The 20696-nt window shown below is 60.8% G+C and carries 19 protein-coding genes and 1 pseudogene; 12 read left to right on the top strand and 8 right to left on the bottom strand.

Features of this window, described 5'->3' with window-relative positions; genetic code table 11:
- Positions 1-208: 208 nt before the first annotated feature.
- Complete coding sequence (desA, locus tag HU739_RS16475) at positions 209-1387, bottom strand: delta-9 fatty acid desaturase DesA (RefSeq protein WP_186548607.1); 1179 nt, start codon at positions 1385-1387, stop codon at positions 209-211.
- Positions 1388-1533: 146 nt separating this feature from the next.
- On the opposite strand from desA, the pseudogene dibA reads away from it, so the two are divergent.
- The 6 genes and pseudogenes from dibA to HU739_RS16445 all read left to right on the top strand — a co-directional run bounded on the left by dibA (position 1534) and on the right by HU739_RS16445 (position 7951).
- Positions 1534-3453, top strand: a pseudogene (gene dibA, locus HU739_RS16470) (phosphodiesterase DibA).
- A 299-nt stretch (positions 3454-3752) separates the two neighbouring features.
- Complete coding sequence (oscA, locus tag HU739_RS16465; protein ID WP_186548605.1) at positions 3753-3935, top strand: sulfur starvation response protein OscA; 183 nt, start codon at positions 3753-3755, stop codon at positions 3933-3935.
- Between the two features lie 132 nt (positions 3936-4067).
- Positions 4068-5081, top strand: coding sequence for a sulfate ABC transporter substrate-binding protein (locus HU739_RS16460; protein WP_186548603.1), 1014 nt, complete (start codon positions 4068-4070; stop codon positions 5079-5081).
- 173 nt (positions 5082-5254) lie between these two features.
- Positions 5255-6073 carry a sulfate ABC transporter permease subunit CysT gene (cysT, locus tag HU739_RS16455; RefSeq protein ID WP_007917680.1) on the top strand — a complete coding sequence of 273 codons (819 nt, stop codon included), beginning with the start codon at positions 5255-5257 and terminating at the stop codon, positions 6071-6073.
- A 12-nt stretch (positions 6074-6085) separates the two neighbouring features.
- Complete coding sequence (cysW, locus tag HU739_RS16450; protein ID WP_007917679.1) at positions 6086-6958, top strand: sulfate ABC transporter permease subunit CysW; 873 nt, start codon at positions 6086-6088, stop codon at positions 6956-6958.
- Positions 6959-6961: 3 nt separating this feature from the next.
- On the top strand, positions 6962-7951 hold the full coding sequence (locus tag HU739_RS16445; protein WP_186548601.1) for a sulfate/molybdate ABC transporter ATP-binding protein: 990 nt from the start codon (positions 6962-6964) through the stop codon (positions 7949-7951).
- A gap of 148 nt (positions 7952-8099) precedes the next feature.
- Here the strand turns inward: HU739_RS16445 and HU739_RS16440 are convergent, their stop codons facing one another.
- A complete protein-coding gene (locus HU739_RS16440; protein WP_186548599.1) occupies positions 8100-8627 on the bottom strand; it encodes an Mpo1 family 2-hydroxy fatty acid dioxygenase in 528 nt (175 codons plus the stop codon).
- Positions 8628-8711: 84 nt separating this feature from the next.
- Here HU739_RS16440 and HU739_RS16435 point away from each other — a divergent pair, with 84 nt between their 5' ends.
- Positions 8712-9389 (top strand): Crp/Fnr family transcriptional regulator, encoded by a 678-nt coding sequence (locus HU739_RS16435; RefSeq protein ID WP_186548597.1) that lies wholly within the window; start codon positions 8712-8714, stop codon positions 9387-9389.
- A gap of 125 nt (positions 9390-9514) precedes the next feature.
- On the opposite strand, the gene uraH is transcribed toward HU739_RS16435, so the two are convergent.
- Together uraH and HU739_RS16425 are read right to left on the bottom strand one after the other, a co-directional pair.
- The gene (uraH, locus tag HU739_RS16430) at positions 9515-9925 is read right to left on the bottom strand and encodes a hydroxyisourate hydrolase (protein WP_186548595.1); all 411 of its coding nucleotides are present in this window, start codon (positions 9923-9925) and stop codon (positions 9515-9517) included.
- Between the two features lie 11 nt (positions 9926-9936).
- A complete protein-coding gene (locus HU739_RS16425) occupies positions 9937-10422 on the bottom strand; it encodes a GlcG/HbpS family heme-binding protein (protein WP_186548593.1) in 486 nt (161 codons plus the stop codon).
- Between the two features lie 136 nt (positions 10423-10558).
- On the opposite strand from HU739_RS16425, the gene HU739_RS16420 reads away from it, so the two are divergent.
- From HU739_RS16420 to HU739_RS16405, 4 genes are all read left to right on the top strand, one after another.
- Positions 10559-11239 carry a heavy metal response regulator transcription factor gene (locus HU739_RS16420; RefSeq protein WP_186548591.1) on the top strand — a complete coding sequence of 227 codons (681 nt, stop codon included), beginning with the start codon at positions 10559-10561 and terminating at the stop codon, positions 11237-11239.
- Entirely contained in the window at positions 11229-12617 is a 1389-nt protein-coding gene (locus HU739_RS16415; RefSeq protein WP_186548589.1) for a heavy metal sensor histidine kinase, read from the top strand. Before HU739_RS16420 ends, HU739_RS16415 begins: the two co-directional genes overlap by 11 nt.
- A 111-nt stretch (positions 12618-12728) precedes the next feature.
- Positions 12729-12977, top strand: a complete 249-nt coding sequence (locus tag HU739_RS16410) for a helix-turn-helix domain-containing protein (protein ID WP_186548587.1) — start codon at positions 12729-12731, stop codon at positions 12975-12977.
- A complete protein-coding gene (locus HU739_RS16405) occupies positions 12970-14193 on the top strand; it encodes a type II toxin-antitoxin system HipA family toxin (protein ID WP_186548585.1) in 1224 nt (407 codons plus the stop codon). Before HU739_RS16410 ends, HU739_RS16405 begins: the two co-directional genes overlap by 8 nt.
- A gap of 3 nt (positions 14194-14196) precedes the next feature.
- Here the strand turns inward: HU739_RS16405 and HU739_RS16400 are convergent, their stop codons facing one another.
- On the bottom strand, positions 14197-15201 hold the full coding sequence (locus HU739_RS16400; RefSeq protein WP_186548583.1) for an AraC family transcriptional regulator: 1005 nt from the start codon (positions 15199-15201) through the stop codon (positions 14197-14199).
- 100 nt (positions 15202-15301) lie between these two features.
- Here HU739_RS16400 and HU739_RS16395 point away from each other — a divergent pair, with 100 nt between their 5' ends.
- Positions 15302-16375 (top strand): fatty acid desaturase, encoded by a 1074-nt coding sequence (locus HU739_RS16395; protein ID WP_186548581.1) that lies wholly within the window; start codon positions 15302-15304, stop codon positions 16373-16375.
- Positions 16376-16480: 105 nt separating this feature from the next.
- Here the strand turns inward: HU739_RS16395 and HU739_RS16390 are convergent, their stop codons facing one another.
- From HU739_RS16390 to HU739_RS16380, 3 genes are read right to left on the bottom strand one after another with little or no spacing between them, the layout of a single operon-like run.
- On the bottom strand, positions 16481-18091 hold the full coding sequence (locus HU739_RS16390; protein WP_186548579.1) for an arylsulfatase: 1611 nt from the start codon (positions 18089-18091) through the stop codon (positions 16481-16483).
- A gap of 14 nt (positions 18092-18105) precedes the next feature.
- Positions 18106-18921: an ABC transporter ATP-binding protein gene (locus HU739_RS16385; protein WP_186548577.1), complete on the bottom strand. Its 816-nt coding sequence runs from the start codon at positions 18919-18921 to the stop codon at positions 18106-18108.
- Positions 18918-20516 carry an ABC transporter permease gene (locus tag HU739_RS16380; RefSeq protein ID WP_186548575.1) on the bottom strand — a complete coding sequence of 533 codons (1599 nt, stop codon included), beginning with the start codon at positions 20514-20516 and terminating at the stop codon, positions 18918-18920. The genes HU739_RS16385 and HU739_RS16380 overlap by 4 nt, the downstream gene beginning before the upstream one ends.
- Positions 20517-20696 lie beyond the last annotated feature (180 nt).

The following is a 20696-nucleotide window of genomic DNA, read 5'->3' as shown; positions in this document are numbered from 1 at the left end:
ATCGACAACGGCCACAGGACAGCCCGCCGGGATGGCGAAGTGCTTTTGAGATAGGGGAATTTTGCCGAAGTTCCGCGCTTTTGGTTGCGAGGTGGTGTGCTTCCGCCGGGTGGTACGGGTGACGCGTTTTTTGGAAAAACGCGTCACCCGATTTCGCGACTGCTGCGCAGCCGAACGGGGATAAATCCCCTCGCCACAGGGGCAGCGGTTACGCTGGACGCAGCGAGTAGGTTTTCAGCTGATCGGCAAATTCACGCAGGGACTGGATACCGCTGGCCTCCGCCTCGTGAATCCATTCCTTGATGGCTGCGAGCATGTCGTGACCATTGGAGCTGGTCTTGACCCAGATCTGCTGCAATGCCAGGCGTTTTTCGTAAATGACTTTCAGCGCCTGACTGTGCTCGAGCATGCTCTGTATGCGCAGGTGATGACGATCTTCCAGCAGGCTGGTTTCCCGCGACAGCAGGCGCTTGGCCCGGTGGAACTGGTGGCGCACCGAATGATCGACCTTGGCCAGTTCCTGCGTGACCAGCGGACCGATGACCAGCTTGCGGTACTGGGCCATGATCTGGAAACGGTTGTTGAGGATCGCCATCGCGGTGTCCATGTCCAGGCTGCCCTTGCCTTCGACGCGGTGGGCAATCGGGGCGACGCGCTGCACCTTGGCCAGACCCAGGAAGCTGAAGACTTTGATCCACGCCCAACCGAGGTCGAACTCCCATTTCTTCACCGACAGCTTGGCCGAGTTGGGGTAGGTGTGATGGTTGTTGTGCAGTTCTTCGCCGCCGATCAGGATGCCCCACGGCACCAGATTGGTCGCCGCGTCGCGGCATTCGAAGTTGCGGTAGCCGACGGCATGGCCCAGGCCGTTGATCACGCCGGCGGCCCACACCGGGATCCACATCATCTGGATCGCCCAGATGGTGATGCCGATGGTGCCGAACAGCAGCAAGTCGATCACGCCCATGATCGCCACGCCGAGCAGCGGGTAGCGGCTGTAAACGTTGCGCTCGACCCAGTCTTCAGGGCAGTTCTTGCCGTAGATGCGCAGGGTTTCCGGGTTCTGCGCTTCGGCGCGGTACAGCTCGGCACCGGTGCGCAGTACCGTGGAAAGGCCTTTGACGACCGGGCTGTGCGGATCGTCTTCGGTTTCGCATTTGGCGTGGTGTTTACGGTGGATAGCCGTCCACTCGCGGGTGTTCTGCGCCGTGGTCAGCCACAGCCAGAAGCGGAAGAAATGTTTCAGGCCAGCGTTCAGCTCAAGCGAACGGTGCGCCGAATAGCGGTGCAGATAGACCGTGACGGCGACAATCGTCACATGGGTCATCAGCAGGGTGACTGCGACCAGAGACCAGGCCGACAAGCCAAGAAAACCTTCGTACCACATAGGCTATAGGGCCCTCGATAAAGATAAAAACAGCCGTTGCATTATCACTAAGCACACAGATAAAACCAGTCGCCCTTCAAGAGAAGCGTCGCTGGATGTTTCTTGACCTATAATTCCAACCTTTTTGTAGGGACATGGACAGTCGAATGCCTGCCACTTATCGCGATGCCTTGCGTGCAGCGCTGCTCTATCTGGTACTTGCCGTGGTCTGGCTGCAAGGCACTGATCATTTATTAAACAATTTCTTCCATGACCCCGTCGATGTTGTCCGATGGCAACTGATCAACGGTTATGTGCTGGCCGCGATCAGCGCCGGGCTGATTTTCGTGGCGCGGGCACGCCTGTGCGCATTTATCGGCATCGGCGCGCGCTTGCGCGAGCGCCACGCTGACCGCGAGCGCCTGCGGCAGGCCGCCGCCGTGTTCGATTGCACCCGCGAAGGGGTGCTGGTCACCGATCGTCAGGGATTGATTGTCCACGTCAATCGCGCCTTCATGGCGATCACCGGCTATCAGCGCGACGAAGTGATCGGCCAGCAGCCCAGCCTGTTCAAGTCCGGCCATCACCCGCCGGGTTTCTATCAGGCGATGTTCGCCACGCTGAACGCGTCCGGCGAGTGGAGCGGCGAAATCTGGAACCGTCGTAAAAGCGGCGAGATCTATCCGCAATGGCAAACCATCCGCGTCATTCACGATGACCAGGGCCGGCTCAGCCATTACGTGGCGGTGTTTTCCGATATTACCGCCATCAAGAATTCCGAGCAGGAACTCAAGCACCTCGCCCACCACGATCCGCTGACGGACCTGCCCAACCGCCTGCTGTTCAGCGACCGCGCCGAACAAGCGCTGGCGTCGGCCCAGACACACAGGCACGGTTGTGCGCTGCTGATGCTCGATCTGGATCATTTCAAGCTGATCAACGACAGCCTGGGGCATAACGTCGGCGATCGCCTGCTCAAGGCGGTGGCGGCGCGCTTGCAGGGCCTGTTCGGGGCGGGCATCACCCTGGCGCGGCTTGGCGGCGATGAATTCGCGCTGCTGCTCGAACGTTGTCCACAGCCGGGACAGGCTGCGGCGTTGGCCCAGCGCATGCTCGATGCGCTCAAAGAGCCGTTCTGCATCGACGGCAATCAATTGTTCATCAATGCCAGTATCGGCATCAGTCTGTTTCCCAGTGACGCGCTGAACGCCGAGCAGTTGCTGCGCAATGCCGATGCGGCGCTGTCCAAGGCGAAAACCAGCGGGCGCAACGGTTATGCGCTGTACACCGAGGAACTCACCGCCCACGCCCAGCAGCGGGTCGAAATCGCCTTCGAATTGCGGCGCGCACTGGAGCAGCAGGAGCTGCGGGTGTACTACCAACCGGTGCATGACTTGCAAACCAGCCGCCTGATCGGCGTCGAGGCACTGGTGCGCTGGCAGCATCCGCAGCGGGGGCTGGTGTCGCCAGCGGAATTCATCCCGATTGCCGAGCGCACCGGGTTGATCGCCGACATCGACGCCTGGGTGATGCAGCAGGCCTGCCGGCAGATGTGCTAATGGCAGCAGAGTGGCGTAGTGCTGTCGTTCGTCGCCGTGAACGTGTCATCGCGCTTGTTTGCCCGGCGTGAGCTGTACCAGCAAGTGGCGCAGGTGCTGCACGACACCGGGCTGGATCCGGCCTGCCTGGAACTGGAAGTCACTGAAAGTGCAGTAATGGATGATCCGGAAGTGGCGCTTGAGCAGATGCATCGCTTGCGAGAGCTGGGCGTGCGCCTGGCCATCGATGATTTCGGCACGGGTTATTCGTCGCTGCTGCGGCTCAAGCGTCTGCCGGTACAGAAGCTGAAAATCGATCAGGGGTTCGTCGCCGGACTGCCGTGGGACGAAGACGATGCGGCGATTGTCCGGGTGATTATCGCACTGGCCCGGAGCATGGGGATGCAGGTGCATGCCGAGGGGATCGAGCAGGTTGAACAGGCGGCGTTTCTGCTGGCGCAGGAATGCGATCTGGGGCAGGGCTACTGGTTTGGGCGGCCGGTGTCTGCGGATCGGCTTGATTGGGCGAAAACGCCATTGATTGGCTGAATAGACCTATATGGCTATCACCGATCCTGTGGCGAGGGGATTTATCCCCGTTGGACTGCGTAGCAGTCCCATTTTTTTGGGGTCGCTTCGCGACCCAACGGGGATAAATCCCCTCGCCACAAGTTCTCTTAACGATTTCAAATCAGCGCAAACCCCTTGCCGTCTCTCATATTGTTTTTCCGGTTATATAAACATTCTTAAATAGTCTTTTTAAGAATATCTGTGGCTCTCTTATATTGCTCCCACGCCGAACGCAGTGCCGCCACTGCCAGGCAAATCCCCTTCAAAGGAGCAGCACCATGAGCGCATCCCTTCGCAGCGTTGACGGTCAGGACGAAAATACCATCTTGCGTGAAATCCAGAGCGCCCTGCGCGACCTGCGGTTCGGCGCGGTGGAGATCACTGTGCACAACGCCCAGGTCGTGCAGATTGAACGCAAAGAGAAATTCCGTTTGCAGCAACCGGGCAAACAACCGGGCTGAGATCAAAAGCCTTCGGCAGCTCCTACAGGGGGCTGTGTGCAGGAGCTGGCGAAGGCGGCGATCTTTCAACGGGACCCGATTCCAGCAATACATAAGAAAAAGCCACCACCAAGAATTCCAGGAGCTTTCACCATGTCGTCGATTCGCCGTTACGCTTTGGCCGCGCTGGCCAGTGCCGTGTTTGCCGGTTCCGCCGTTGCCAAGGATTACGAGCTGCTCAACGTGTCGTATGACCCGACGCGCGAGCTGTATCAGGACTACAACGCTGAATTCATCAAGTTCTGGCAGAAGGATCACGCTGGCGACACGGTGAAAATCCAGCAATCGCACGGTGGCTCGGGTAAACAGGCGCGAGCCGTCATCGACGGTCTGCGTGCCGACGTGGTGACCCTGGCGCTGGCCGGCGACATTGACGAAGTGGCGAAACTCGGCAAGTCACTGCCTGCCGACTGGCAGACACGTTTGCCGCAAGCGAGCACACCGTACACCTCGACCATCGTGTTCCTGGTGCGTAAGGGCAACCCGAAAGGCATCAAGGACTGGGGCGATCTGATCAAGAATGACGTCTCGGTCATCACCCCTAACCCGAAAACCTCCGGCGGTGCCCGCTGGAACTTTCTTGCCGCGTGGGCCTACGGCCTGAAAGCCAACGGCGGTGACGAAGCCAAGGCCAAGCAATACGTGCAAACCCTGTTCAAGCACGTGCCGATCCTCGACACCGGCGCCCGTGGTTCGACCATCACCTTCGTCAATAACGGTCAGGGTGACGTGTTGCTGGCCTGGGAAAACGAAGCGTTCCTGGCGCTGAAAGAAGACGGCGGCGCGGACAAATTCGATATCGTCGTGCCTTCGCTGTCGATCCTCGCCGAACCGCCGGTGGCCGTGGTCGACAAGAACGCCGAGAAGAAGGGCAACGCGCAGATCGCCGAGGCCTACCTCAAGCACTTGTACAGCCCGGCCGGCCAGGAAATTGCCGCGAAGAACTTCTATCGTCCACGGGACAAGGACGTCGCGGCCAAATACGCCCAGCAGTTCCCGAAACTGGAGCTGGTGACCATCGACAAGGACTTCGGCGGCTGGAAAAGCGCGCAGCCTAAATTCTTCAATGACGGTGGCGTGTTCGACCAGATTTATCAGGCGCAGTAAGCTGACTTCAGCCTCACATCAAGCCTGAAGCCAGGCGCGGAAAATGTGGGAGCGAGCTTGCTCGCGAAAGCGGAGTGTCAGACGACGTAAAGTTGACTGATACTCCCTCTTCGCGAGCAAGCCCGCTCCCACATTGGTGCGTTCAGCGGAATGCTTTTTAACCAAGGACTTATATGTCGCGTCGTATCTCCCCCGTCATACCCGGCTTCGGGCTGACGCTGGGTTACACCTTGGTGTACCTCAGCCTGATTGTGCTTATCCCGCTGGCGGCGATGTTCGTCCACGCCGCCCAGCTGACCTGGGATCAGTTCTGGACGATCATCTCCGCACCGCGGGTGTTGGCGGCGTTGAAGCTGAGCTTCGGCACCGCGCTGTGCGCAGCGATCATCAACGGCATCATTGGCACGCTGCTGGCCTGGGTGCTGGTGCGCTACACCTTCCCCGGGCGCAAGGTGATCGACGCGATGATCGACCTGCCGTTCGCGCTACCCACGGCCGTGGCCGGCATCGCCCTGACCGCGCTATACGCGCCGGCCGGACTGGTCGGGCAATTTGCCGCTGACCTCGGCTTCAAGATCGCCTACACGCCGTTGGGCATCACCCTGGCGCTGACCTTCGTTACGCTGCCCTTCGTGGTGCGCACGGTGCAGCCGGTGCTGGCCGACATTCCTCGCGAAGTCGAAGAAGCTGCCGCCTGCCTCGGTGCGAAGCCGTGGCAAGTATTCCGCCACATCCTCGTACCCGCGCTGCTGCCCGCCTGGCTGACCGGTTTTGCCCTGGCATTTGCCCGTGGCGTCGGTGAGTACGGTTCGGTGATTTTCATCGCCGGCAACATGCCGATGAAAACCGAAATCCTGCCGCTGCTGATCATGGTCAAGCTCGACCAGTACGATTACACCGGCGCCACGGCCATCGGCGTGTTGATGCTGGTGGTTTCCTTTGTCCTGTTGCTGCTGATCAACTTGCTGCAGCGGCGCATCGAAACCCCATAAGGAGGCGCGAACATGTCCCAATCGTCTATTGCGGCCGCTTCCTCGGCCAATGCTGCGCGGCGCGGCAGCGCCACTTCGCGCAGAATCCTGATCGGTCTTGGCTGGCTGATCTTTTTCCTGTTTTTGCTGCTGCCATTATTCATCGTCGTATCGCAAGGTTTGAAGAATGGTCTCGGTGCATTCTTCACCGCAATCTTTGAACCGGATGCACTGTCGGCATTGAAACTCACCGTGTTCGCCGTGCTGATTTCGGTGCCGCTGAATCTGGTGTTCGGCGTCAGCGCAGCGTGGTGCGTGAGCAAGTACTCATTCCGCGGCAAGAGCATGCTGGTCACGCTGATCGATCTGCCGTTCTCGGTATCGCCGGTGATCGCCGGTCTGGTCTACGTGCTGATGTTCGGCGCCCAGGGCCTGTTCGGGCCGTGGCTGCAGGATCATGACATTCAGATTGTCTTCGCCCTGCCGGGCATCGTGCTGGCGACGATTTTCGTCACCGTGCCGTTCGTGGCTCGTGAACTGATTCCGCTGATGCAGGAACAAGGCACGCAGGAAGAAGAAGCCGCACGGCTGCTGGGCGCCAATGGCTGGCAGATGTTCTGGCACGTCACTGTGCCCAACATCAAGTGGGGCCTGATCTATGGCGTGGTGCTGTGTACCGCGCGGGCCATGGGTGAATTCGGTGCGGTGTCGGTGGTGTCCGGGCACATTCGCGGGGTGACGAACACCTTGCCGCTGCACGTCGAGATCCTCTACAACGAATACAACCACGTGGCCGCGTTCGCCGTGGCGAGCCTGTTGCTGATCCTGGCGCTCTTCATCCTGCTGCTCAAGCAGTGGAGCGAAAACCGTATCAACCGCCTGCGCGCCAGCGCCGCGGAGGAATAATTCATGTCGATCGAAGTGCGTAACGTCAGCAAGAATTTCAATGCGTTCAAGGCGCTGGACAACATCAGCCTGGACATCCAGAGCGGTGAACTGGTGGCGCTGCTCGGCCCGTCGGGCTGCGGCAAGACTACGTTGCTGCGGATTATCGCCGGTCTGGAAACTCCGGATCAGGGCAACATCGTGTTCCATGGCGAGGATGTCTCCGGCCACGACGTGCGTGATCGCAACGTCGGTTTCGTGTTCCAGCATTACGCCTTGTTCCGGCACATGACGGTGTTCGACAACGTCGCGTTCGGCCTGCGCATGAAACCGAAGAACCAGCGCCCGAACGAAAGCCAGATCGCCGACAAGGTTCATGAACTGCTGAATATGGTGCAACTGGACTGGTTGTCGGATCGCTACCCGGAGCAGTTGTCGGGTGGCCAGCGTCAGCGCATCGCTCTGGCCCGTGCCTTGGCGGTGGAGCCGAAAGTGCTGCTGCTCGACGAACCGTTCGGTGCCCTCGACGCCAAGGTGCGCAAGGAGCTGCGCCGCTGGCTGGCGCGGCTGCACGAGGATATCAACCTGACGTCGGTGTTCGTGACCCACGACCAGGAAGAAGCGATGGAAGTCGCCGACCGCATCGTGGTGATGAACAAGGGCGTGATCGAACAGATCGGCTCACCGGGCGACGTCTACGAAAACCCGGCCAGCGATTTCGTTTACCACTTCCTTGGCGACTCGAACCGCCTGCTGCTCAGCGACGACAACCACGTGCTGTTCCGCCCCCACGAAGTGTCGCTGTCCAGACATGAACTCGAAGATCACCATGCCGCTGAGGTGCGCGATATTCGCCCATTGGGCGCGACGACGCGGGTGACGCTGAAGGTGGAAGGGCAGACCGATCTGATCGAAGCCGAAGTGGTCAAGGATCATGACAGCCTGATCGGCCTGGCCAAGGGTGAGACCTTGTTCTTCAAACCGAAGGTCTGGCAGAAAGTCGCCAACCTCTGAGATTGATCGTTCCCACGCTCTGCGTGGGAATGCATCCCGTGACGCTCCGCGTCACAGTGGACGCGGAGCGTCCATGGCGGCGTTCCCACGCAGAGCGTGGGAACGAGCGGATGTAGGAGCTGCCGCAGGCTGCGATCTTTCAAGCGGCCTAAGCCGCCGCTTTTCGATTCGGATTGACACGCACCGCTCCTGCCCGCGCTTCGATCGCCTGCTTCAACTCCTGCCGCATCCCGAGCAAAAACGCCAGTTCCGCCACGACAAACAGCGGCCCGACAATCAACCCGCTGATGTCATCGACAAACGCCGGCTTGCGCCCTTCGTAGTGGTGCCCGACAAACTGGATCACCCAGCCCACCACAAACATCGCCAACCCGCTGCTCAGCCAGACCATCGTGCTCTGCTGCGCCAGGGCATGCCCGGCCCAGACCGACAGGCCCATCAGCACCGTCATCAACACGCCGAGCTTCAGCTCCAGGCGCAGGTAAAACCACGCCGAGGCCAGCGCCACCACAACGGCGGGGGACAGCCACAACGGGCCCAGCGACCACTGCGGTCGCGACAACAAAACAGCCACCGCCACCACAATCAGCGGAATGCCGATAAAGTGGCTGGCAATGTTGCGCGGGTCGCGATGGTAGGCGGCGTATTGACTGAGGTGATCGACGAGGCTTTTCATTGTTGTTCCTCCAGTAGGATTGACCGCATCATCCCTCGGGATCCGCGTTCGCTCTGTCGGGCAGGCGACACTCCAGGAGTGGTTATGGAAATTCGTGCACGGCTGCTGAGCGGCCAGTGGTTCAGTCATCTGCCGGTGTCCTTTCAGGATAGCCTGCTGGCGCTGGCCCGCGAGCGGCGGCTGACGGCGGGGCAGCGTCTGTTCCAGCGTGGCGATGCGCCGTGCGGTCTGTACGCGGTGCTCGACGGCGCCGTGCGCATCGGCGCGGTCAGCGAGCAGGGTAAAGAGGCGTTGCTGAGCCTGGTGGAGGCGCCGCACTGGTTTGGTGAAATCTGCCTGTTCGACGGCCAGCCACGCACCCATGACGCCTATGCCGTCGGGTCGTGCACCTTGCTGAATATTCCGCAGGCAGCGTTGCTCAAGCTGCTCGATGAACAGCCGCTGTATTGGCGGCATCTGGCGCTGCTGATGAGCCATAAGTTGCGCCTGGCCTTTATCAACCTTGAACAGCTGAGCCTGTTGCCAGCCCCGGCGCGTCTGGCCCATCGCTTGCTGATGATTGCCGAAGGCTACGGCGAACTCGAGGCGCCACGTCGTGTGCTACAACTGCCGCAGGAGCAATTGGCGGCGATGCTCGCGCTGTCCCGGCAGACCACTAATCAGATCCTCAAGGATTTGCAGGGACAGGGGATTATTGGTCTGGCGTACGGCGAAATCGAAATCCTCGACGCGGCGCGGCTGCGTGTCCTGGCCACACTTTAAGGTTTCACACCGACCCTTGTAGGAGTGAGCCTGCTCGCGATCGCGGTGTATCAGTCAAAGATGAATCAACTGACAGATTGCTATCGCGAGCAGGCTCACTCCTACAGGGGGGATTTGTGCGGGGCTCAGGAACCGCGATAAGTCGAGAAACCATACGGGCTGAGCAGCAGCGGGATGTGGTAGTGCTGATCGGTTTGCTTCACCTGAAAGATCACCGGAATTTCCGGGAAGAACGTCTCGTGCCTGATCTTCTGGTAGTACTCGCCGGTCTTGAACACCACGCGGTATTCGCCCGCTTCGAAAGGCTGTTTGGCCGGGAACAGTTCGGCGATCCGCCCTTGCTCGTTGGTGGTGCCTTGCGCGAGCGGTTGCCAGTTCTCGCCGACGTGTTTTTCCAGGGTGACGTTGATGCCCGGCGATGGCAGGCCGTTTTCCAGGTTAAGCACGTGGACGCTCAGCGGATTGCCGGCGGCCAGCGCCAGGCTTGAAACAGCGCTCAGGCCAAGGGCGGCGAGGGTCATGCGCAGGGTGGTCATGGTGAATCTCCTTAGTGGGAACGGGTGATGGTCAGGCCGGCTTTGTCGGCCGCGGCGAGGGCGCAGTTTTCGTCTTGCTCGCCGCCGCCGGAACCGGCCACGCCGATGGCGCCGACCAGTTCGCTGCCGGCGAACAGCGGAATGCCGCCGCCCAGCAACAGCAATTCGTCGAGTGTGTTGAGGTTGGCGGTTTCCGGGTTGCTGCGGGCGCGTTCGGCGAACAGTCGCGTCGGCGTCTTGGTCGACAGCGCGGTGTAGGCCTTGCGCTGGCTGGCGACGGTGTTGTGCGGGCCGACGCCATCGCCACGCAGGGTCACCAGAAGGTTGCCGCCACGGTCGAGTACCGACACCGTGCCGGTGCAACTGCTCATCGCCTTGTCGGCCAGCCAGCGTGCGGTTTTCGAGTCGAGATCGGCGTGGCGCGGCAGTTCAGGCGTGGCAACGGCGGCGCCGCTGAGGCCGATCATCAGGCTGGCGACAAGGTATTTGACGGTCATGTGCAGGCTCCGGATGGGAAGGCCTGCACCTTAGCTGGCGCACTTCGTCAGAACCTCGTCAGTCTGATTACAAGTTTGTAATGGGCAACGGCGCCGAACACGCCTAGCCTGTGTGCCTGATCAATCGAGGTGTGCCATGCGTTTGCTGGTTGTAGAAGATGAAGCCAAAACCGCCAATTTCCTCGCCAAGGGCCTGGGCGAGTCCGGGTTTGCCGTGGACGTGGCGCTCAACGGCCTCGATGGCCGTTATTTTATCGAACAGCAGGAATACGACCTGATCATCCTCGACGTCATGCTGCCCGGTCTCAACGGCTGGCAATTGCTGCAGTTGATCCGCCAGCGCGGCGCCACGCCGGTGCTGTTTCTCACCGCCAAAGACGCCATCGAAGACCGCGTGCGCGGCCTCGAACTCGGCGCCGACGACTATTTGCTCAAACCCTTCGCCTTCGCCGAATTGCTCGCGCGGGTGCGCACGTTGCTGCGGCGCGGGCCGATGCGTGAAGCCGAGTCGTACAACATCGCCGACCTGGAAATCGACGTGCTGCGCCGCCGGGTCAGTCGCGGCGGCCAGCGCATTGCCCTGACCAACAAGGAGTTCGCCCTGTTGCAGCTGCTCGCCAGCCGCCAGGGCGAAGTGCTCTCGCGCACGCTGATTGCCTCGCAGGTGTGGAACCTGAATTTCGACAGCGATACCAACATGGTTGAAGTCGCCGTGCGTCGTCTGCGCGCCAAGGTCGACGATCCGTACATGCCCAAACTTATCCACACCGTGCGCGGCGTCGGCTATCAGCTGGAAGCGCCGGACGATGCGGAGTAAGTCGATCGCCTGGCGCCTGGCGCTGGCCTTCGCCATGGTCTGCGCCTTGGTGCTGAGCGCAATTGGCGTGTTCCTCTACCGCTCCCTGGCCTCGGAGTTGGCCTTTCGTGACGACATGGCCCTGCTCGGTCGCCTCGAACAAGTGCGCGCCTTGCTCGCCGACAGCGACAGCCTCGACGCCTTGCAGGCGCGGCCACGGCTGTATCAGAACATGCTCGGCAATCGCGACAGCCTGCTGCTGGTGCGCCGGGCTGACGGCTCCAGTGTCATCGCAATCAACCCGCGTCAGCGCGAGTTGCCAGCGTTGAACGCGCTGCCGCGAGAACAAATGCCGCAGCGCCGCGACGTGCTCACCTGGCAGGCCAGCGACGGTGCCGAACTGGCGTTGTTGTCCGGCCAGGCCCAAGGCCCCAACGGCGAACGGCTGACGGTGATTGCCGGCAAAGTCCTGAGCGAGCGCGAGCAGATGCTCGGCAGTTATCGCCTGCGTCTGTATCTGTCTGTCGGCCTCGGCGCACTGCTCGCCTTCGCCTTGGGATTGCTCTTGCTGCGCCGGGGGCTGCAACCGTTGCGTCAGTTGAGCGAAGCGGTACGCAGCATCGATTTGCGCAGCCTCGATCGACGCCTGCCCGTCGAAGGCACGCCGACAGAACTGCGCGAACCCGTGCACGCGCTCAACGCCATGCTGGCGCGGCTGGACGACAGCGTGCAGCGTCTGTCGCAATTCTCCGCCGACCTCGCCCACGAAATCCGCACCCCGCTGCACACCTTGCTGGCGAGCAACGGCCAGGCCCTGAACCATCCACGCAGTACGGCGGAATATCAGGAAGTGCTGGCCTCGAACATGGAAGAATTCGAACGGCTCAAGCGCATGGCCGAGAATCTGATGTTCCTTGCCCGCGCCGAACAGGCCGAACGCGCGCTCAATCTGCAGACCCTGAGTCTGCAAAACGTCGGCGACGAACTCTGCGACTACTTCGAACCCTTGGCGGATGATCGCGGCCTCCAACTGCAAAACCACATGCACGGTGAACTGCTCGCCGACCAGCAGCTGCTGCAACGCGCCCTCGGCAACCTGTTGGCCAACGCCGTCCGCCACGCCGACCCCGGCACCCTGATCAGCCTGCAACGCCGCGATGCACCGGGTATGTGCTGGCTGCAAGTGCACAACCACGGCCCGATCATCCCGCCTGAGCATCTGGGCAAGCTGTTCGACCGCTTTTATCGCGTCGACCCTTCGCGTGCGGAACCGGGGGATTCGGGTGGGTTGGGGCTGGCGATAGTGCAGTCGATCATGCAGTTGCATGGAGGGGAGGTGCGGGTGAGAAGTGATGCAGCCGGGACGTTGTTTGAGTTAGGGTTTGGGACGCGGCGCTAAGGCATTAGCGATGGCTAACCATCTACGCTAAGCTCATCAATGCGCATCGCTTATGATGCATTTTTACATTTTATGTGTGTTTGCATCGTAAACAATGCATTTGGAGCGCTGATGGAAAAGATTGGTGAGTTGATCAGAAGCTTGCGTAAAGCTCAAAAATTGTCTCAACAAGCTTTGGCGCAGCAATACGGCATGAGCCGCGCAACGATTTCGGGGATTGAAAACAACACAATCCCGGAAATCGGCCTGCGCAAAGTCGAAGCGATTCTTAACGGATTCGGTTATGAATTGGCCGCAGTCCCCCGCGCCACCCGCCGCCCGACGCTTGATGAGCTGCGAAAGGTGAACTTCCATGATTGAGGCTTTGGACCGCTTGCGGGTCAGTGTCGGCGGCTGTGAGGTTGGAACGTTAGGGCGCGGGCACGCAGATGTCGATAGCGTGTTCAGCTACCGGAACGATGCGACTGATGAAAATGCCGTTTCGCTGACGATGCCGGCTCGCCTGGAAAGTTATGGCTGTGAACGCGGCATTCATCCGATATTCGAGATGAATCTTCCCGAAGGTGCGTTGCGCGATGAGTTGGTTCGGCGTTTCAGCAAAGCCGTGCGCGGCTTCGATGACTTTGCTTTGCTGAGCATCATCGGCCCACATCAACTCGGGCGCCTTTCGATCGCGAGCGCATCGACAACTGATCGCCCTCCTGAGACCTCGCTGGCTGAATTGCTGGTTCATGATGGTGCGCAAGGTTTGTTCGAGGATCTTTTGCAGACTTACGGGCAGTATTCCGGGGTTTCAGGCGTCCAGCCCAAGGTGTTGGTGCGTGACAGTGCCGCTGCGATAGACCGATTGACTCACCGAGGCTCGACTCATCTGGTCAAAGCGTTTCGTGCCGAAGAGTATCCCGAGCTGGCGACCAACGAATATTTCTGCATGCGCGCTGCGCAGCTTTGTGGCCTTGACGTGCCGCATTTCGAGCTCAGCGAGCACGGCAAATTTCTCGTCATCGAGCGTTTTGATTTGAGCGACAGCGGATACCTCGGTTTCGAAGACTTTTGCGTCCTCAACGGCTGGCCGTCGAAGGCCAAATACGACGGCTCTTACGAAGGGGTAGCACGGCAGATCAACGCGTTTGTTTCACCCTCGCTGCTCCAGAATGCGCTGGAAGCTTTCTTCAAAATTGTCGCGTTATCAGCGGCATTGAAAAATGGCGATGCTCACCTGAAAAATTTTGGTGTGCTGTATGAAGATTGTGCAGAGCGCTCGTTGGTCAGGCTTGCTCCGGCGTACGACATCATCACCACATCGGTCTACATCAAGAGCGATAGCATGGCACTACTGCTGGGCGGTTCGAAGGCGTGGCCCAAGCATAAAATGCTTATGAAGTTTGGTCGTACGGCCTGCAATCTGAGTGAAGCCCGTTGCAACCAGTTACTGCAAATGGTCGCGCAGGGTGTACAGGAAGCGATGGGCGAAATGGCGGAGTACAGCGCCTATCATCCTGCGTTCGCTGAGGTGGGCGCTGCTATGACCGAACAATGGTCGGCCGGTCTGGCGCGTAGCCTGCTCAACAGTTGAAACTCAACGCAACCCATCCCGAAACTGCCCCGGCGTCATCCCTGTCCAGCGCTTGAACGCGCGGCTGAAGCTGCTGGTGTCGGCGAACCCCAGCAGATAGCTGACTTCACTCAAGGAACACTGCGGGTCACGCAGGTGCAGCAGCGCCAGATTTTCGCGGCTTTCGTTGAGCAGGGTGTCGAAGCGGCAACCCTCATCCGCCAGATGCCGTTGCAGGCTGCGCAGGCTCAGGTGCAAGGCCTGGGCGATGCGTTCGGCGCTCGGTTCGCCTTCGGGTAATTGTTCTTCAATGGCATCGCGCACCTTGCGTTCCCAGGTCAGCGGTTTGAGCTGGGCCATGGTGCGTTTGAGCACGGCTTCGTTGTGTTCGGCCAGTTCCGGGTTGGCGTCGTCGAGGTGGCTGTCAAAGTCGGCGAGGGCAAACTCCAGGCGATCTTCGCTGCAACCGAAATACACGGGGGCGCGGAAGACTTTGTGCCATTGCTGGGCGTCGCTCGGCTCAGGGCGGCGCAGATAGACCGCCAGTGGCGCGTAATCGCGACCGAGGCGATTGCGGCAGGTGCGCACGTAGATCGCGGTGAACGCGTCGATGGCTTCGAAGGCCGGCGCCGGATTGCCGGACGGAATGTTCAGGCGAAATTGATAGCGGTCGACGTTGCGGCTCAGCTCAAGCTCCAGCGCATCGCTGACCACCGGGTGATAACGCACGATCCGTTCAAACACCTCGCGCAAGCTACCGCTGGCCACCAGCGCATAACCCAGCGCGTGGAAGGTGGTCGGGCTGACAAAACGTGACACGCGCAGGCCCAGAGCCGGGTCGCCGCTGGCTTCGACGGCGAGCGCCCAGAGGCGCGTGGTGCCGGACAGCGGATAGCGCGCGTTGGGGTCGTCCATCAACGTCGGATCGAGTCCGGCCTGTTGGCACAGGGCAAGACTGTCCAGCCCCAGCGCGTCGAGTTGCTTGCGCAAGGCACGGGTCCAGCTGGCGAGGGAGGTCGGTTCCTTCATGCTGATTGGCGCTTCCGGTCAACAGGTTGGCGTGCTCGGCTACCGCGTTTCGAACCCGGCCGAGGCAGGATACGGACATCGATAACCAGAGGATGGAAGCATGGACGGTACTTCTGCAAGTCCCCAGCGACACAATGCTGTACTGCGATCGGCGCATATTCGCGAGGTGGTGCTGGCCAAGGGCGTGGAATTGCGTGAGCGTTATCCGATCCTGCGGCATCAGGATGCCCTCGGCGCGGGAATACTGGCTTTCGCCCTGGCCGGCATGATCGGTTCGGCGGCGCTGTACATCACGGGCCACATGGCGTGGTGGGTGTGCCTGTTGCTCAACGCGTTTTTCGCTTCGCTGACCCATGAGCTTGAGCACGACTTGATCCACAGCATGTATTTCCGCAAGCAACGCGTGCCGCACAATCTGATGATGGGCCTGGTGTGGCTGGCGCGACCGAGCACGATCAACCCATGGATTCGTCGCCATCTGCACCTCAATCACCACAAGGTGTCCGGTACCGAAGCCGACATGGAAGAACGCGCGATCACCAATGGTGAGCCGTGGGGATTGGCGCGGCTGCTGATGGTCGGTGACAACGTCATGTCAGCGTTCATTCGCATGCTTCGGGCCAAGACCTGGGCGCACAAGCTGAGCATTCTCAAGCGCGTTGTGAAAGTCTACGCACCGCTGGCGCTGCTGCATTGGGGCGCGTGGTATGTGTTTCTCGGGTTTCACGCGGCCAACGGCATCGGCTACGTGCTGGGCGCGCCAATCGAGTGGTCCGCCACCACGTTGTCGGTCATGCAGGTGGTCGATATCGCGGTGGTGGTGATCATCGGCCCGAACGTGCTGCGCACCTTCTGCTTGCATTTCATCAGCTCGAACATGCATTACTACGGCGATATCGAGCCGGGCAATGTGATGCAGCAATGTCAGGTGTTGAACCCATGGTGGCTGTGGCCGTTACAGGCGTTCTGCTTCAACTTCGGCAGCAGTCACGGGATTCATCATTTCGTCGTCAAGGAGCCGTTTTACATCCGCCAGATGACCGTGCCGGTGGCGCACAAGGTGATGCGCGACATGGGGGTGCGATTTAATGATTTCGGCACGTTTGGGCGGGCGAACCGCTTTGTGCGGCGGGATGCCGTTGTGCAGGAAGAGGTGCGTACAGTCCGAGCGTAATGGGTGACTGTGAAGACCTCTTCGCGAGCAGGCTCACTCCTACAGGGGGAATGCATTCCAGTTGTAGGAGTGAGCCTGCTCGCGATAGCTATAAATCGGTCACCATCAATCCGGCTGAAACGGCGAAGCACTCAGGATCACCCCGGTCTCTTCCACATAGCGCTGCCAATGCCCGATCAATGCATCGAGCTTGTCCGGCTGACTCAACGCCAAGTCATGAATCTCACCCGGGTCACTCGCCAGATCATAAAGCTGCCAGTTCGCCGGCCCCACCGGCCCGGGGATCCACACCGCTTTCCACGACCCTTGGCGAATCGCGCGGCGCCCGAACAATTCCCAGCCCGTCACCGTGTGTTCGTCATGCACCTGCGCGGTCTCGCCGGACAAAAAGCCCAGCCACGACTTGCCACGTAACGGCGCCACCGCTTTGCCTTTCCACTGTTTGCCGGGATGGCGCACGCCGGCCAGATCGAGAATGGTCGGGGTGATGTCCATCACCGTACCGAAGCCGTGGCTGATCTGCCCTTTGAGCGGCAGCTGCGGATAGTGCAGCAGCGCCGGTACACGAATCCCGCCCTCGGTTGTAAACGCCTTGAACAGCCGCGACGGTGCGGTCGCTACCTGCGCCCAGTTCGGCCCGTACCAGACGTAGGAGTTGGCCCGGCCGATGTTGTCGAGGCTGTTGTCGTAATGCTGGTTGAGGTAGGTCATCAGCTCCGGGCCGAACTTGGGAAACGCTTCGAGCAGCGCGCCTTCGGCACCGTTATCGGACATGAACAGAATGAAGGTGTTATCGAGCTGGCCCTGCTGGCGCAGGTAATCGACGACCCGGCCGATGTTCCAGTCCATGCGTTCGACCATCGCCGCGTAGACTTCCATTGCCCGTGCGGAAATCTGCTTTTGCTCTTTGCTCAATGCGTCCCACTGCGCACTGAGCTGGATCAGCGGATGCGGTTCGACATCCGCCTCGATCAGCCCCAGAGCCTTGAGTTTTTCCAGGCGTTCGAGGCGCAGCACTTCGGGGCCGGCGTCATAGCGACCGCGGTATTTCTCGACGATGTCGGCGGGTGCCTGCAACGGCCAGTGCGGCGCGGAGAATGGCAGATAAGCAAAGAATGGTCGGGTCTGGTCGCGCTCCTTGAGGTATTGCAGCAGCTTGTCGCCGAAGGCATCGGACGAATAGAAATCCTTGGGCAACTCGTCGAGAAACTGATCGTCCTCGATGTACAGCGCCGGGGTGGATTTCAGCAGGCCGGGTGTTTGTTCATCGTAGGTCGGCTCGAAACCATAATGGTTGGCGGCGCCCGGCAGCAGCGAAAACGAGCGTTCAAACCCCCGCGCATGTGGCGCCAGTTCGGCCTTCAGACCAAGATGCCATTTGCCACTCATCAACGTCTGATAACCGGCCTCGCGCAGCAGCTCGGGCAAGGCGACGACGCGGTCATTGAGGTAACCCTCATAACCGGGTTTGCCGATCAGTTCCGGAGTGAGTGCTTCGGCCATGGTGCCGATGCCAGCGATGTGGTGATCGGTGCCGGTCAGCAGCATCGAGCGTGTCGGCGAGCAGGTCGGTGCGGTGTGAAAGTCGGTCAGGCGCAGGCCGCTGTACGCCAGCGCATCGAGGTTCGGCGTGGCGATTTCGCCGCCGAACGCACCGATGTCGGAGAAGCCTAAATCGTCGGCCAGAATCACCAGAAAATTGGGGCGTTGCGGCATGGCGGAACTCCTGTTCAGCAGGCAATGAACGTCAGCGGCAGATCGCGGATCTGCACCGGTGCGCTCGGTTGGTAATGGTCATCATTGGTCAATTCGTGCAGCAGTTCTTCGCGCAGTTGATGGAAGTCGAAACTGCTGCGCTGACGCGGATGGGGCAGGGCGATGTCGACCACTTGCTTGATGCGCCCGGGGCGCGGCTCCATCACTACCACGCGGTCGGCGAGAAAAATCGCTTCCTCGACATCATGGGTCACCAGGATTGTGGTGATTTTTGCTCGTTCGCGAATCGCCAGCAGCTCGTCCTGCATTTGCTGGCGGGTCAGTGCGTCGAGGGCGCCGAAGGGCTCGTCGAGCAGCAGGATCCTCGGGCTGGCGACCAGGCCTCGGGCGATTGCCACGCGCTGCGCCATGCCGCCGGAGAGCTGATGCGGGTAAGCGCGGGTAAAGTCGCGCAGGCCGACCAGATCGATGAAATCGCTGATGCGCTGTTGCTTTTGCGCCGCACTCAGCGGCTCGTTGACCAGGCCCAGGCCGATGTTGTCGGCAACGGTCAGCCAGGGAAACAAACGGTGCTCCTGAAAGACGATGCCGCGCTCGCCGCCGATGCCGCTGACGGCTTTGCCATCGACGTCGATCTGCCCGCGAAACTGCGTATCGAGGCCGACCAGCAACCGCAGCAGGGTGGATTTGCCGCAGCCGCTTGAGCCGACGATGGCGACGAATTCGCCCTCGGCGATGTCCAGGTTGAATTCACGAATGGCCTCCAGCTCGAAACCGTCGACGTCGAAGGATTTGCCTACGTGGTTGAAGCTGACAATCGGTGCGTTCATGCGTGTCTCCAGCGAGTGGCGCGAATTTCCAGGCGTTGGCCAATCAGGTTGAGCAAGGCGCCGGTGAAGCCGACCAAGAGCATGCCGGCCATGATCAGATCCATGCGCAGCAGTTGCTGTGCGCCGATCATCTGGCTGCCGATGCCGCCGTTGGACGGCATGAAATATTCGGCGCCGATGGTGCCAAGCCAGGCGTAAATCAGGCTTAGCCTGAGTCCGGCGAAAATCCCCGGCGCAGCGCCCGGCAGCACCAGCCGACGCAGGCGCTGGCCGAGGCTCAGGCGCAGCACTTGCGCCGCTTCGTTGAGCTGCGGCGACAGGTTGGCGACGCTGCGCTGGGTGGCGATAAACAGCGGAAAAAACCCGGCGAGGGCGACGAATACCCACTTGGCCAACTCACCGAGACCGAACCACGCCGTGAGCAGCGGCACCCAGGCGAAAATGGCGATCTGGCGCAACGCGGCAAGGGTCGGGCCGAGCAAGCGTTCGCTCAAACGCGACAGTCCCAGCAGCAGGCCCAGGGCGAAACCGAGTCCGCCACCGAGCAGCAAGCCGCCGAGGGTGCGGCTCAAACTCAACGCCATGCCGTTGGCCAGCGTGCCGTCGAGCAGGCCATCCCATGTCGTGCTCACCACGGCCACAGGGCTGACCAGAATATTCGCGTCGACCCACTGCTGATCATTCGCCACCTGCCACAGCGCCAGCAAGCCCAGTGGCAACAGCCACGGTTGCAGGCGCTGCCAGCCCTGATAACGCGGGCCGCGGCGAATTTCCGCGGTGGCCGGATGCGGCCAGTGCACCAGTTTACGGTCAAGCAAACCGATGCCGCGATCCATGGCCACGCCGATCAGCCCGATGATCACGATGCACACAAACACGATATCGAGCATGAACAGCTGCCGCGCCCAGACCATCAGGTAACCGATGCCTTCGCTGGAGGCGAGCAGCTCGACCGCCAGCAGCGATGTCCAGCCGGCGGCGAGTGCCAGGCGCACACCGGCCATGAACGCCGGCAGCGCAGCAGGAAGTACCAGCCGACGAATCAACAGACGCGGCGGCAGGCGCAACACGGCGGCGGCTTCGCGCAGTTTCGGTTGCGCATCGCGTACGCCGACCAGCGTGTGCAGGGTCACCGGTACGACGATGGCTTTGATCAGTACCACCAGTTTCAACACTTCGCCGATGCCGAAAAACACCATGAACAGCGGAATCCACGCCAGCGTCGGCACCTGCGCCAACCCGGCGAAGGTCGGGAAAATCAAGCGCTCCAGACGCCGACTGAAACCCAGCGTGGCCCCCAGCATCGCGCCTGCCGAAATACCTCCAAGCAAACCCCAGAACAGCCGTTGCAGGCTGATCCACAAATGACTCCATAGCTCGCCTTGCGCAAGTTCGACAGCGCTGCTCCAGACCAGCGATGGCGTCGGCAGAATCTGCTCGCTCATCCACTGATTGCGCGCGGCCAACCACCACAGGGCAAAAAGACTGATGGGCAGCAGCCAGGGCAACAGACGCTGGTTCAGACTTGGCCAGGAGCGGCGGCTTTTCAGCGGCGGCGCGGCCAGCGGCAGGCTGAGCAGGGATTGACGGGCCATGGGTGACCTCCGTTGTCGGGTTGCATGACGAACCGCTTTGCCTCTGTGGGAGTGGGCTTGCTCACGAAGGCGTAGTGTCAGGTGCCAGTGATGGTGGATGGCACAGGGTCTTCGCGGGCAAGCCCGCTCCCACAGGTGACGTGCAGGTATGCAAAATTGGTCTAACAAAATTCAAGTCAA

The sequence above is a fragment of the Pseudomonas hamedanensis genome, assembly GCF_014268595.2.
Taxonomy (GTDB): Bacteria; Pseudomonadota; Gammaproteobacteria; order Pseudomonadales; family Pseudomonadaceae; genus Aquipseudomonas; species Aquipseudomonas hamedanensis.
The sequence above is the reverse complement of the archived record's forward strand: the minus strand, read 5'-3'. Positions and strand labels throughout refer to the sequence as shown.